The sequence below is a fragment of the Rhizorhapis sp. genome, from assembly GCF_035276005.1.
In the GTDB taxonomy this organism is placed as follows: Bacteria; Pseudomonadota; Alphaproteobacteria; order Sphingomonadales; family Sphingomonadaceae; genus Rhizorhapis.
Window position 1 is genome coordinate 1 of the sequence record NZ_DATEMB010000057.1, and the last position, 12,377, is coordinate 12,377.

Genomic DNA, 12,377 nt, shown 5'->3' on the forward strand with positions numbered 1-12,377 from the left:
GATCGGCGTGCAACTTGATTGGGCAAGCCTCGAAAGCTTCCTGCCGGACGGCGCGAGCCCGGCGCTGCGGCGCTCCGCCCTCGCCAGCAGTTTCGTCGCGGCCCTGGAGCTTGCACGGCAGGGAAAGCTCGACATTCGCCAGGAGGGCATATTCCAACCGATTTTCCTGCGAACGGCCAGCGCACCGGGTATAGCACCATGACCCCGCCCGATGATTTCGTCCGCGCCGTGGAGGCCACTCTCTTTGCCTCCGACAAGCCGCTGACGGTTGGCGAGATCAGGCAATATGTGGGACAGGAAGGCAATGTTTCCGCAGCGCTGGACCGGCTGGCATTCGACTATGCGGAGCGCGGCTTCCAACTGGTGGAACGGGGCGGTCGCTGGCATTTCCAGACCGCGCCCGACCTTGCCCATATCCTCCGCCGGGAAAAGGAGGAAGCGCGCAAGCTTTCCCGCGCAGGTATGGAAACGCTGGCGATCATCGCCTATCATGAACCGGTCAGCCGCGCCGAGATAGAGGCCATACGCGGCGTGCAGGTGGCCAAGGGTACGCTTGACGTATTGATGGAGGCCGGCTGGATTCGTCCAGCGGGGCGGCGCGAGGTGCCGGGCCGACCGCTGATTTATGCGACCACGAGCGAATTTCTGTCACATTTCGGCCTTAGCAGCCGCCGTGACCTTCCGGGCATCGACGATTTGAGAGCGGCCGGTTTGCTCGACCCCATCGATCTGGCGATCGAGGGGTTGGCCGGGCAATCGCCGCTGGAAAAGGACGAGGAAGACGCCTAGATAGGTGGCTCATACTAGGAGAATTTGAAATGGGTGGCCTTAGCATCTGGCATTGGCTGGTTGTTGGTATCGTGATCTTGCTGCTGTTCGGAAAGGGCCGCTTTTCCGATATGATGGGTGACGTCGCAAAGGGTCTGAAGAGCTTCAAAAAGGGCTTGGCGGACGATGAGGACAGCAACTCGGCCAAGCCGGCGAGCCGCATCGAATCCCAGCCGGCCGCTGAAAAGCAGGCGCAGCAGGTCGCTGAAGAGCAGAAGCACGGCTAACGCCCAGCTCTGACCCGGACAACAGCACCAGATGTTCGATATCGGCTCAACCGAGCTTTTGCTTATCGCAATCGTGGCCATCGTCGTCATCGGCCCGAAGGATTTGCCGCGCGCGCTCTACAAGGTTGGTCAGGTCGTCGGCAAGGCGCGCGGTATGGCCCGTCATTTCCGCACAGGCATCGACGCCATGATTCGCGAGGCGGAGATGGAGGAGCTTGAAAAGAAATGGGCCGCCGAGAATGAGCGGATCATGAAGCAGTTTCCATCAGCGGATCTGGCGGACGAACCGGCCAAGCCACTGCCCGCCGCAGCCTCCGCCAATGCGAGTGAAACCGGCTCGCCGGCTGCGCCAGCCAAGGACAGCAGCGCCGCATGAAAGACATAGACGACACGCGCGCGCCGTTGCTCGAACATTTACTGGAACTGCGGCGGCGGCTGATGTGGTGCATCGGCGCGCTGATTGTTTCCTTTGGCGTCTGCTTCTATTTTTCCGAACAGATTTTCGGCTTTCTGGTCCGTCCCCTGTCTGAAGCCTTTGGCCAAGGTCATGGACGCCTTGTCTACACGAAGCTCTATGAGGCCTTTTTCGTACAGGTGAAGGTGGCTCTCTTCGCCGCGTTTTTCGTTTCCTTTCCCATCATTGCCAATCAGCTTTGGGCCTTTGTAGCGCCGGGGCTGTATGCGAAGGAGAAAAAGGCGTTCCTGCCCTTCCTTGTTGCAACGCCCGTCCTGTTCACCATGGGCGCAGCGCTTGCCTATTATGTGGTGATGCCGACAGCCTTTCATTTCTTCCTCAGCTTTGAAGGCCAAAGTGGCGGGCTGGACGTCGAAGCACTGCCGAGCACTGACAGCTATTTGTCGCTGGTGATGCAGTTCATCCTGGCCTTCGGGATCAGCTTCCTGATGCCTGTTCTGCTCATGCTGCTGAACCGTGCCGGCATTGTTACGCGGCAGCAGCTATTGGGGGTCCGCCGCTATATGATCGTGCTGGCGTTCGTTGCTGCAGCCGTGCTGACGCCGCCTGACGTGGTATCGCAGCTCATGCTCGCGATCCCGCTGATCCTGCTTTACGAGATCACCTTGGTCACCATCTGGTTCACCGATCGCCGGGAGCAGAAGAAGGGCGAAGACATCGCGGTGCCCGAATAGCGCCCCGCAATACATTCACCCTCCACCTTCAGCGACGCGCTGGACATAGCTGCCGATGAAGGCATTGCCCGCAGTGTAGATTCGATCCCGCGCTTCGGCGGGCAGCATATCGCGCAGCAGATCGTCGAATGTCTGCCGATCATCCTGGCCGCAGGCCGTCAGGAGATCCAGAACCATCATTTCGTCATAGCTCAGCTTCGGACAGCAGGGCGAATTGACATAGACCGGCTCCGGCCAGCTTGCCCCAACTTCCTCCACCAAAGCCAAAAAATGCCGGGCCGCGCCCTCGGATCCCAGCCGGTTGGCAAGCTCCGCACGCGGATCCCGCCCGAGCTTGCTGAAAACCACTGCGATGCGAGTGGCAAATGTGATCCGGGCTTGGGCCGCAGGCATGCAGCGGATGTCGGGGGTTTGTGCCATCAGGTCCAGATTGAACGGCATGCGTTACTCCTTTGTCCTCCCATTTTTGGAAAGGACACCGCCGGCCGGAGGAACCGGCGGTGCCAGTCATCACGTGCATCCGGGAGGAGTGCGGGACCGGGTAGATGCACGCTGCTTGACGATCCCGTGGGATCAGCTATGTTAGCTATTGATAATTACTCGCAATATCAAGCTAAAATTCTACAGTTCAAGAGAATCAGGAGAACCGCTCGATGTATAATCTCCTCGACCGGCCGGTGAGCATATTACCGGAAGGCAGCCGCTTCCTGCTTTGGGCCATGCGCGCCTGGGTCACCGTCCGGCGCAAAGGAGCCTGCCCGCCCGCCGGGCTTGCCCCGGCCTTCCTAAAAATGTCGGCCATTGACGCCCTGCCGCATTTCCACATTGTGATGAGCACGCTTAGCTGCGACGCCCGCGAGGAGCTGGACTTCCACTGCCTGCACAATCACACGATCAATGAGACGGAAGCCGTGTTGCTGCGCCTGTGGAGCGACATGGCGGCAGGCGACGAGTGCGCCGCGATTGCGGTCATCGAAATGCTGCTGAAGGATGAGGCAGTAACAGCCTTTTTCTCGGCCACCCGCGCCGCCTTGCACGGACTTTCGGGAGCGGGCCTGACGCCGCTTGTGCCAGCATTCCCTCAATCCATCGCGAGAGGACAAGCATGATGAGCAACCGCAATCTTGCCGCAAGGATCGCTCCCAATGCGGCCTATCATATCGAGCGTGTCAATTGGGTGCGGCATTGGAACGAGCATCTGTTCAGCTTTGCCCTCACAAGGCCCCCTTCGCTTCGGTTCCGGTCGGGAGAATTTGTGATGCTGGGGCTGCCCACCATGATCTCAAGCCAAATGGAATCAAACAAGGATTCCGGCAGGCCGCTTCTTCGCGCCTATTCGATAGCGAGCCCTGCCTATGCCGATGAGGTGGAGTTCCTGTCCATCAAGGTTCCGCAAGGACCGCTTACGTCCAGGCTGCAGCAAATTCGACCCGGCGATGAGGTCTATCTGGCGCGCAAGACAACCGGAACGCTGGTCACCGATGCTCTGACGCCGGGGAAACGGCTGTTCCTGCTTGCCACCGGAACCGGGCTTGCCCCCTTCCTGTCGATCATCCGCGATCCTGACGTTTACGACCGCTTCGCGCAAGTGGTGGTGGTCCACAGCGTGCGCCGGGTAAGCGACCTTGCTTATCGCGACGAACTGACTGGCTTGCTGGCCGGCGACCCTTTGGTGCAGGATCAGGCTTTGGTGCAACTCAGCTATATCCCCACCGTCACCCGGGAGCCCTTCCCCACCCAGAAGAGGATCACCGCGCTGATGCAGGAGCCTGAAATGTTCCGCACGACTGCCGGAGAGAAGCGGCTCAATCCTTCCCATGACCGCGTCATGCTCTGCGGCAGCATGCACATGATAAGGGATTGCCAGACCATATTGGAGCGGCTGGGCTTCCAGGAGGGATCAAACGCAAAGCCGGGCGACTATGTGATTGAGAAGGCTTTTGCCGGCTGAAGAGTCAGGAGTCCCCCAAGTCCAGCATTCCCTGTCCACAAAGGCCGCATTATGCAATATGATCATGGAAATGAGCAGAAGAGAAGCGCGGAAATATGAGCGGCGGGCCTGCATCCTGGAAGTGGCCCGCCAATCTTTTTTCGAGCGCGGCTATGCGGCAACGACGATGTCGGACATCGCCGCCACATTGGGCGGGTCCAAGGGAACATTGTGGAGCTATTTCCCGTCAAAGCAGGATCTGTTCTCGGCAGTGCTGGAGGACGCCACCGCCAAGTTCAAGCAGGAACTCCTCGAAGTCCTGGAATTGCACGAAGATGTGCATTCGACGCTCGCCCGCCTTTGCCTGCAATTCGTCCGAAAGCTCAGCGACCCTTCTGCGATTCAATTGCATCGCCTGATCAACGGTGAAGGCGGACGTTTCCCGGAACTTGGCCGGATTTTTTTCGAACGCCTGAAGGCCGTCAAATGCCTGATCGCCGACTATCTGGACCAATGCGTGGAAGAAGGATCGATCCGGAGAGTCGAAACGAGCATTGCGGCGGATCATCTCATGGGCCTCTGCATGACCGGATGCCATCAAAAGCTTCTTCTAAATGTCATCGGGCTGCCGACACCGGAAGAAACGGCGGCTGAAGCGGCCTACGCAGTGGACGCTTTCATACGGGCCTATGGCCGCGCTTCAGTCAACAGCATCGACAGCAGCCAGATGCCGGACAATCTCCTCCTGGGGAAGGAATGAGCCAAGAAAGCTGTTGCGGGCCAAAGTCTGGAAATCCCGGCGGCCCAACTTCCCCGTCTCTGCCAGGGCACGGAAATTGTCATTCACATAGCCGCCGAAATAGGCCGGATCATCGGAATTGACCGTGGCGCGAAGACCGAGTTCCAACATCCTGCCGATCGGATGTTTGCCGATGTCGTCCACGACGCAAAGCTTCAGATTGGATAGCGGACATACGGTCAGGGTCATCGCTTGCCGCGCCAGCCGAGCCACCAGCAGCGGATCTTCAAGTGAACGGTTGCCATGATCGAGCCGGTCGATGTTCAGCAGATCAAGCGCCTCCCAAATATATTCGGGCGGCCCTTCTTCCCCTGCATGCGCGACGCGCAGCAATCCGGCATCGCCCGCCGCCTCGAAGACACGCGCAAATTTCCGGGGCGGATGGCCGACCTCGGATGAATCCAGTCCCACGGCCGCGATTCGGCCGAAATAGGGCTCGGCTTCGCGAAACGTAGCAAAGGCGTCCTCTTCGTCCAGATGACGAAGAAAGCAGAGGATCAGTTTGGAGGTGAGACCATATTTCGCCTCTGCCCGATCCATTGCATCGAGCAGCCCGTCCGCCACGACGCCGAAGGGGATACCCCTCGCCGTGTGCGTCTGCGGATCGAAGAAGATTTCCGCATGAACGACATTGTCCGCTGCCGCCCGCTCAAAATAGGCAAGCGCCAGGTCACGGAAATCTTCCTCCGTCCGCAGGACATTGGCCCCCTGATAATAGATATCCAGGAAGTCCTGAAGATTGGAGAAGCTGTAGGCCGCCCGGACTTCCTCCACGCTTGCAAAGGGAATGTCGACCTTGTTTCGCCGGGCAAGTTCAAACATCTGCTCCGGTTCCAGACTGCCCTCGATGTGCAGGTGCAGTTCGGCCTTGGGCAAGGCAAGCGCGAAGGCAGTCAGATCGTCCATAATGCTAATCCTTATGCTCGGCTGACCAGCGCATCAATCTTGCGCGCAAGGTCGAAATCCCGCTGGGACAGCCCCCCGGCATCATGTGTGGTGAGCAAAATGTCGACCCGATTATAGACGTTGAACCATTCGGGATGATGATCCGCCTTTTCCGCGAGCAGCGCCACCTTCGCCATGAAACCGAACGCAGCCGTGAAATCATCGAAGCGGAAGCTGCGCTTGATCCCGTCGCGGTCGAGATCATGGGTCCAATCCGGCAGGGCCACCAGCGCTGCGTCCCGTTCTTCATCCGTCAGCTTTGTCACCATGAGCCGTCTCCCTTCTGGACATTTAATGCCGCGCGCTTATGGCTTTGGCATGACGCGGACCGGGGCAGATGTGGGCATGATGGGCAAGGGTGCAAGCCTTTGTTTCAATACCGTCACTTGCCTGCGCGGCGAACGGCTGCTGTTCGAAGGCATGAGCTTCACGCTTGCTCCCGGAGAGGCTGCCCTTGTCGCGGGACCGAACGGCACTGGCAAGTCCAGCCTGATTCGGCTGGCTGCCGGATTGCTGCAGCCCGCCGCCGGCCGCATCGAGCGGGCTGGGCGCATGGCCATGAGCGATGAAAATCTGGCCCTCGACATGCACAAGCCATTGGGGCGGGCCCTTTCCTTCTGGGCGCGCGTCGACGGCAATGACGGCGCTGCGGTGGATGAGGCCCTGGCCGCCTTGTCACTGGGGCATTTGGCGCAGGTCCCGGTGCGGATGCTTTCCACCGGTCAGCGCAAGCGGGCGATGCTGGCGCGGGTGCTTGCCAGCAAGGCACCCATCTGGCTGTTGGATGAGCCCGCAAATGGCCTGGATACCGCTTCCCAGGAATTGCTGGGCGCAGTCATGCAGATTCACCTTGCGGCGGGCGGCACGATATTGGCTGCTTCCCATCAGCCCCTGCCACTCCTTTTCACTCAGCATATAGCCTTGGGGGCAGAGTGAACGGACCCTTCATGATCCTCCTCATGCGGGATACCGGCTTTGCCTATCGCAGTGGCGGCGCCTGGCTGCCAGTGGCATTCCTCCTGCTGGTCGCCACACTTTTCCCGTTTGCCGTGGGCCCCGATGCCGCCCTACTGGCGCGCACTGGGGGCGGAGTGGTCTGGATCGCGGCGCTGCTGGCGGCCTTATTGCCCGTGGACCGGCTGATTCTGCCAGACCGCGACAGTGGGCTGCTGGATCAGTTGGTGCTCCGCGGCCTTGCGGATGAAGTCATTGCCATAGCCAAGCTGCTCGCGCATTGGCTCAGCTTCGGCCCCCCGCTCATGCTCGCTGCCTTGCCCGCCGCTGCCCTTCTCAACATGGAGGGTTCAACGCTTTTGCGGCTGGAAATTGGCCTGGCGCTCGGCACCCCTGCGCTTGCCGCGCTCGGTCTAATGGTCTGCGCTCTTACCGCCGGGTTGCGGAGCAGCGGCGCTCTGGCGGGCCTGCTGGCGCTGCCGCTTGCCGTGCCGCTGTTGATTTTCGGAGCCGGATCGCTCGAAGCGGGAAGCGGTGCGGCCATCAAGTTCCTGGCCGCAACGTCCCTGCTGCTGGTCGGGATGGCTCCCATTGCCGCCGGCGCTGCGTTGAGGGCAAGCCGGGAATAGCGAGGCCAATCTCGGCTAGAGCGGCGAGCGTAGGATCTCCGTTCAGGCGGAGCTTGTTGAAGCCCTTCAAAGGAATTGCCTCTAAGGCAGCGGGGTCCCCGTAATCCCCAGGGCACTGGTCGTCCCTGCGCAGGCAGGGACCCCGCTGCCCTGGAGCGAGGGCCTTGACCCGGCGGGTACACCGCCAGTGGCATCGCTCAGCAACCGTGTTGCAGATTTAGGACTCTTCGCTCCAACTCCGACGCACTTCAGAACACATTTGCCGCACCATCGGCATTGAGCTGCGCGCTCAGCCATTCGACCAGCAGGTCAAAGGAAATCGGCCTGACAAAGGACAGTCCCGCCCGCCCATTCTTCTGCCAGCGAATCAGGCTCTTGCGATCCTCCAGCCCACCGATGGAAACGACCACCTCGTTACCCGCCGCGATGGGTTCGGGCAGCGTGACTTTCACGCCGCCCTGGGAAAGATCGCAAAGGTCGACCGAATAGGTCCGGTCGCCGATCTTGATATTGGCCTGGCCATAAACCTCGATACGCGGCGGGCGGGTGCGCAAACCATTCCGGTCCACGGAGGCTGACTTCAGCATTTCATCGACGTTGACGGACTCGAGGAAACGTATGCCGACGCAGCCGTCCCGCATCCAGACGATCTCGCCCTGGAGCTGCTGGCCTGATCTTATTTCCAGGCTGATCTGCTCGCCCACCTCATGCGTGGAATAGATGTTCGCCATCACGCCGCCGGTTGATATATTCCGGATCAGGCAGAGCTCCTGTCCCTTTTCCCCGGTCATTTTCGCGACCCAACGGACGGTCACCACCTGCCTGTCGGACCGGCGATGCTCTTCGCTCGTATCCGAGTCTTGCAGAGTCTGGTGGTTTATCATTGACATTTTGGTCCGTACCTCACTGTGAAGGCATGCGCCCCTTTTTTTGGCCCCACAGTGCTACACATGGCCGAAAACCGTAAAATATGAGTAAAATTTCAACTAGATACGCGCCCCGGAACGGATCGCTCCCTTCCCAAAGGGCATGAACCGATCTAAAGAGACGATTCCGAAACGATTTTCCCCCATTCAGCCTCGTCAATGACGGGAATTCCAAGCTCCGCCGCCTTCTTGAGCTTGGAACCGGCCCCCGGTCCTGCGACGACCAGATCCGTATTGGCGGACACGGATCCCGCGGCCTTTGCCCCCAAAGCCTCGGCCTGGGCTTTGGCTTCATCGCGGCTCATGGTTTCGAGCTTGCCGGTGAACACCACCGTCTTGCCGGTAAGAGCTGACTCCCGCACATTGGAAATATAAGGCTGCGGGCGGATTTCGTGCAGCAGGTCATCCCAGACCGCCCGGTTATGCGGCTCATGGAAGAAATCAGCCAGCGCCTCTGCCACAGCCAGGCCGATGCCGTCGATGCACGTGATCTCGTTCCGGGCGCCTTCGTTGTCATGCGCCGCCATTGCCACCTCAGCCAGCCGTGCCACCGTGCCGAAGGTCTTCATCAGGTCGCGAGCCGTCACCGATCCCACATGACGGATACCGAGCCCAAAGAGGAACCGCGCAGCGTCAGGTTCTCTTCGGGCTTCAATTGCCGACAGCAGATTATCCACTGACTTCTGTTGCCAGCCTTCTCGGCCGAGCAAGGCGTCCCGCCGCCCGTGCAGGCGGAATATGTCGGCGGGACTTTCCAGCCAGCCCAGTTCGAAAAACTCCTGGATGCTCTTTTCCCCCAGCCCATCAATGTCCATCGCTGAACGGCTGACAAAATGAATGAGCCGCTGCACCCGCTGCGCCCGGCAGATAAGGCCCCCGGTACAGCGATAATCGACTTCGCCCTCTTCCCGGACGGCTTCCGATCCGCAATCGGGGCAATGACCGCCAAAGCGCCATGTCCCGCCCGGTTCGCCCCGGGTGAGATTGTCCACCACCTGCGGAATCACATCGCCGGCCCGCTGGACAACAATCCTGTCGCCCTCACGCAAACCCAGGCGTTCGATCTCGTCCATATTGTGCAGGGTCACATTGGATACCACGACGCCGCCCACGGTAACGGGCTGCAGCCGCCCGATCGGTGTTATCTTGCCGGTGCGGCCTGTGTTGGTGTCGATCCGAAGCAGCGTGGTTTGCGCCTTTTCGGCGGGAAATTTGTGCGCCAGCGCCCAGCGCGGCGCCTTGGCGACAAAGCCCAGCCGCGCCTGCCAGTCCAGCCGGTCGACCTTGTAAACCACGCCATCAATGTCGTAGGGCAGGTCCGCGCGCAGCCTTTCGATGGCGCGATAATGGTCCAGCAATGCTTCCAATGTTTCGAAGCGCTGAAGATGTTCGGACACCGGCACACCCCAGCTTTCTATGGTGCGCATGACTTCGGTCTGCGTCGCGCCCGGAACCTGACTGGCAACGCCCCAGCCATGGGCCAGAAAGCGGAGCGGCCTTGCAGCCGTGACGGCGGCATCCAATTGCCTGAGAGAGCCGGCGGCGGCATTGCGCGGATTGGCAAAGACCTTGCCGCCGCTTGCCGCCTGCCGCTCGTTCAATGCAACGAAGTCGGCCTTGGCCATATAGACCTCGCCCCGCACCTCGAACAGCTCCGGTGCGGTGGGAGGCAGTTCTTGCGGGATGTCGCTGATGGTGCGCGCATTGGCCGTCACATCCTCGCCCACCAGCCCGTCGCCCCTTGTCGCGGCGCGCACAAGCTTTCGTCCCTCATAACGGATGGAGAGGGAGAGGCCGTCAATCTTGTCCTCCGCCGTCATCGCCACCGGCGATCCTTCCGGCAGGTTCAGATAGCGCCTGATGCGCCCTGTGAACTCCGCAATATCCTCATCTGAAAAGCCGTTATCGAGCGAATAGAGCCGCTGCTCATGCATTACCTTGCTGAGCGGGGAGCTTTCGACCATTGCGCCCACCTGGCGCGACGGACTATCCTCCCTGACGAGGTGCGGAAACTGGGCCTCCAGTTCAGCGTTGCGGCGGACGAGCGCATCATAGTCGGCATCGCTGATCTCAGGCGAATCCTCAGTGTGATAAAGCCGGTTATGCCGTGCAATGGCCTTGGCAAGGCGCATCAGTTCATTGGCGGCGGCGGCTTCGGTGATGGGCCCGGAGGTCATGCGTTATGTCGTCCAATCATCATCACACCCCCTCCAGCAACCGGTCCGCCTGCGCTCTCGCCTCTTCCGTAATGGCAGCGCCGGAAAGCATGCGGGCGATCTCCTCGCGCCTGTCCCCATCGCCCAGCGCATGAACGCCCGTACGGGTGACGGCGCCGTCGCTGGCCTTTGCGATCAGCATATGGGTACGGCCGCGTGCCGCCACCTGCGGCGAGTGAGTGACGACCAGAAGCTGGTTCTTCTGCGACAGCCGTGCCAGGCGTTCGCCAATGGCAGAGGCCACGGCCCCGCCGACACCACGGTCGATCTCATCGAAGATCATCGTGTCTGCCCCGCCCTCTTCGGCGAGCGCGACCTTGAGCGCCAGGATGAAGCGCGAAAGCTCTCCGCCAGACGCGATCTTGATGAGCGGCGCAAAGGGCGCTCCGGGATTGGTGGAGATTTCAAATTCCACGCGGTCCGCACCCCCGCTCCCCCACTGTCCTTCGGGAAGCGGCTCCACGACCGTGCGGAAACGGGCTGCATCCAGCTTGAGCGGCGCAAGTTCCGCTGCGACCGCATGGTCAAGCCTGGCCGCAGCCTCCCGCCGCTCTGCGCTCAACTTTTCCGCCGCCGCCTTGTAAGCCGAAGCCTTGGCGGCAAGCTCTGCTTCAAGCTGATGCAAACCTTCCGCGCCCGCGTCCATGCGGGCGAGCTTACCGGCCATTTCCTTGTAGAGCGCGCCCAATTGGTCCGGCTCCACCCGATGCTTGCGCGCCAGAGCGCGCAAGTCAAACAGGCGCGTTTCGATCGCTTCCAGCCGGTCTGGATCGTAGCTCAGAGCCTCGCCTGCCGCAGCAAGCTTTTCTTCAGCCTCGCTCGCTTCGATGACCGCGCGGTCGAGGCTCGCGAGCGCCTCAGCAAGCAGGTCATGCTCCCCGGCCATTCTGTCGAGCCGCCGCGCCGCCTGCCTCAGTTGCGCAAGTCCGCCTTCGGAGCCCAGCAGCAATTCGCCAACGGTTGTTAACTCGTCGGCAAGCCGGGCGCCCTTCTGCATGTCGGATCGCTCGGTGGCGAGCGCCTCCTCCTCGCCCTCCTGCGGATCGAATGCCGCCAATTCGGCGATGCTGTGCTGCAGATAGTCACGGTCGCGCGCAGCGTTCTCCACCTCTTCGCGGGCCTTGGCCAAGGCGGCTTCGGCGGTCCGCCATACCTCATGAGCGGCTGCCACAGCGCCGCTGTCGCATCTGCCAAATGCATCGAGCAGGGCCCGGTGACCACGCGGATTTAGCAGTCCGCGATCATCATGCTGGCCGTGGATTTCAATAAGACAGCCGCCAATTTCCCTCAGCAGTCCGGCTGAGCATGGCTGGTCATTGATAAAGCCCCGGCTCCCGCCATCCGCGCGCAGCGTGCGCCGAATGATAAGCGGTTCGCCAGGCACAAGCTCAATGCCATTTTCGGCAACTATGCTTCGAAGTGGATGGCCGGCATCGGGCTCGGCGAAGGTGGCGGTAACGCTTGCCCTCTCCTCCCCCTGCCGCACCAGTCCCGTGTCGGCCCGCGCGCCCAATGCAAGTCCCAGCGAGTCCAGAAGGATGGATTTGCCCGCTCCGGTCTCTCCGGTCAGCACGCCCAGACCAGGGCCGAATTCAAGATCCAGCGCCTCGATGAGCACGACATTGCGGATGGAAAGGGCGGTCAGCATGGAAGCGCTCTTATCCCTCAATTGTCATTCCCGCGAAAGCGGGAACCCAACCCGGCTCGATCACCAAGGTAGAGCCAAGAGAAAAAATGGGTTCCCGCTTTCGCGGGAATGACGATCGGGAAACAC

The 12,377-nt window shown here is 61.0% G+C and carries 15 protein-coding genes and 1 pseudogene; 10 read left to right on the plus strand and 6 right to left on the minus strand.

The window, feature by feature from the left end; all coding sequences use genetic code 11:
• From VJS46_RS12350 to tatC, 5 genes and pseudogenes are all read left to right on the plus strand, one after another.
• A pseudogene (locus tag VJS46_RS12350) lies at positions 1-202 on the plus strand (segregation/condensation protein A); the annotation flags it as partial.
• Positions 199-789 carry an SMC-Scp complex subunit ScpB gene (gene scpB / locus VJS46_RS12355; protein ID WP_324060362.1) on the plus strand — a complete coding sequence of 197 codons (591 nt, stop codon included), beginning with the start codon at positions 199-201 and terminating at the stop codon, positions 787-789. The pseudogene VJS46_RS12350 and the gene scpB, both read left to right, overlap by 4 nt.
• A gap of 29 nt (positions 790-818) precedes the next feature.
• Entirely contained in the window at positions 819-1,055 is a 237-nt protein-coding gene (locus tag VJS46_RS12360; RefSeq protein ID WP_324060363.1) for a twin-arginine translocase TatA/TatE family subunit, read from the plus strand.
• 31 nt (positions 1,056-1,086) lie between these two features.
• Positions 1,087-1,431 (plus strand): Sec-independent protein translocase protein TatB, encoded by a 345-nt coding sequence (tatB, locus tag VJS46_RS12365; protein WP_324060364.1) that lies wholly within the window; start codon positions 1,087-1,089, stop codon positions 1,429-1,431.
• Positions 1,428-2,204: a twin-arginine translocase subunit TatC gene (gene tatC, locus VJS46_RS12370; protein WP_324060365.1), complete on the plus strand. Its 777-nt coding sequence runs from the start codon at positions 1,428-1,430 to the stop codon at positions 2,202-2,204. The genes tatB and tatC overlap by 4 nt, the downstream gene beginning before the upstream one ends.
• Before the next feature lie 15 nt (positions 2,205-2,219).
• Here tatC and VJS46_RS12375 read toward each other — a convergent pair whose 3' ends face one another.
• On the minus strand, positions 2,220-2,645 hold the full coding sequence (locus VJS46_RS12375) for a hypothetical protein (RefSeq protein WP_324060366.1): 426 nt from the start codon (positions 2,643-2,645) through the stop codon (positions 2,220-2,222).
• Between the two features lie 212 nt (positions 2,646-2,857).
• Here VJS46_RS12375 and VJS46_RS12380 point away from each other — a divergent pair, with 212 nt between their 5' ends.
• From VJS46_RS12380 to VJS46_RS12390, 3 genes are all read left to right on the plus strand, one after another.
• The gene (locus tag VJS46_RS12380; protein WP_324060367.1) at positions 2,858-3,313 is read left to right on the plus strand and encodes a hypothetical protein; all 456 of its coding nucleotides are present in this window, start codon (positions 2,858-2,860) and stop codon (positions 3,311-3,313) included.
• The gene (locus VJS46_RS12385; protein ID WP_324060463.1) at positions 3,313-4,155 is read left to right on the plus strand and encodes a ferredoxin--NADP reductase; all 843 of its coding nucleotides are present in this window, start codon (positions 3,313-3,315) and stop codon (positions 4,153-4,155) included. Before VJS46_RS12380 ends, VJS46_RS12385 begins: the two co-directional genes overlap by 1 nt.
• A gap of 70 nt (positions 4,156-4,225) precedes the next feature.
• Positions 4,226-4,894, plus strand: a complete 669-nt coding sequence (locus tag VJS46_RS12390) for a TetR/AcrR family transcriptional regulator (RefSeq protein ID WP_324060368.1) — start codon at positions 4,226-4,228, stop codon at positions 4,892-4,894.
• Here the strand turns inward: VJS46_RS12390 and VJS46_RS12395 are convergent.
• Together VJS46_RS12395 and VJS46_RS12400 are read right to left on the minus strand one after the other, a co-directional pair.
• On the minus strand, positions 4,835-5,839 hold the full coding sequence (locus tag VJS46_RS12395; protein ID WP_324060369.1) for an adenosine deaminase: 1,005 nt from the start codon (positions 5,837-5,839) through the stop codon (positions 4,835-4,837). The two genes, VJS46_RS12390 and VJS46_RS12395, sit on opposite strands and share 60 nt — an antisense overlap.
• A gap of 11 nt (positions 5,840-5,850) precedes the next feature.
• Complete coding sequence (locus VJS46_RS12400) at positions 5,851-6,147, minus strand: 4a-hydroxytetrahydrobiopterin dehydratase (protein WP_324060370.1); 297 nt, start codon at positions 6,145-6,147, stop codon at positions 5,851-5,853.
• 49 nt (positions 6,148-6,196) lie between these two features.
• On the opposite strand from VJS46_RS12400, the gene ccmA reads away from it, so the two are divergent.
• A complete protein-coding gene (gene ccmA / locus VJS46_RS12405) occupies positions 6,197-6,814 on the plus strand; it encodes a heme ABC exporter ATP-binding protein CcmA (RefSeq protein WP_414708018.1) in 618 nt (205 codons plus the stop codon).
• An 11-nt stretch (positions 6,815-6,825) separates the two neighbouring features.
• The gene (locus VJS46_RS12410) at positions 6,826-7,461 is read left to right on the plus strand and encodes a heme exporter protein CcmB (RefSeq protein ID WP_324060465.1); all 636 of its coding nucleotides are present in this window, start codon (positions 6,826-6,828) and stop codon (positions 7,459-7,461) included.
• Between the two features lie 248 nt (positions 7,462-7,709).
• Here the strand turns inward: VJS46_RS12410 and VJS46_RS12415 are convergent, their stop codons facing one another.
• The 3 genes from VJS46_RS12415 to recN all read right to left on the minus strand — a co-directional run bounded on the left by VJS46_RS12415 (position 7,710) and on the right by recN (position 12,251).
• On the minus strand, positions 7,710-8,351 hold the full coding sequence (locus VJS46_RS12415) for a PilZ domain-containing protein (protein WP_324060371.1): 642 nt from the start codon (positions 8,349-8,351) through the stop codon (positions 7,710-7,712).
• Positions 8,352-8,500: 149 nt separating this feature from the next.
• Positions 8,501-10,564 (minus strand): NAD-dependent DNA ligase LigA, encoded by a 2,064-nt coding sequence (ligA, locus tag VJS46_RS12420; protein ID WP_324060372.1) that lies wholly within the window; start codon positions 10,562-10,564, stop codon positions 8,501-8,503.
• Between the two features lie 22 nt (positions 10,565-10,586).
• The gene (gene recN / locus VJS46_RS12425; RefSeq protein ID WP_324060373.1) at positions 10,587-12,251 is read right to left on the minus strand and encodes a DNA repair protein RecN; all 1,665 of its coding nucleotides are present in this window, start codon (positions 12,249-12,251) and stop codon (positions 10,587-10,589) included.
• Between the last annotated feature and the right edge of the window lie 126 nt (positions 12,252-12,377).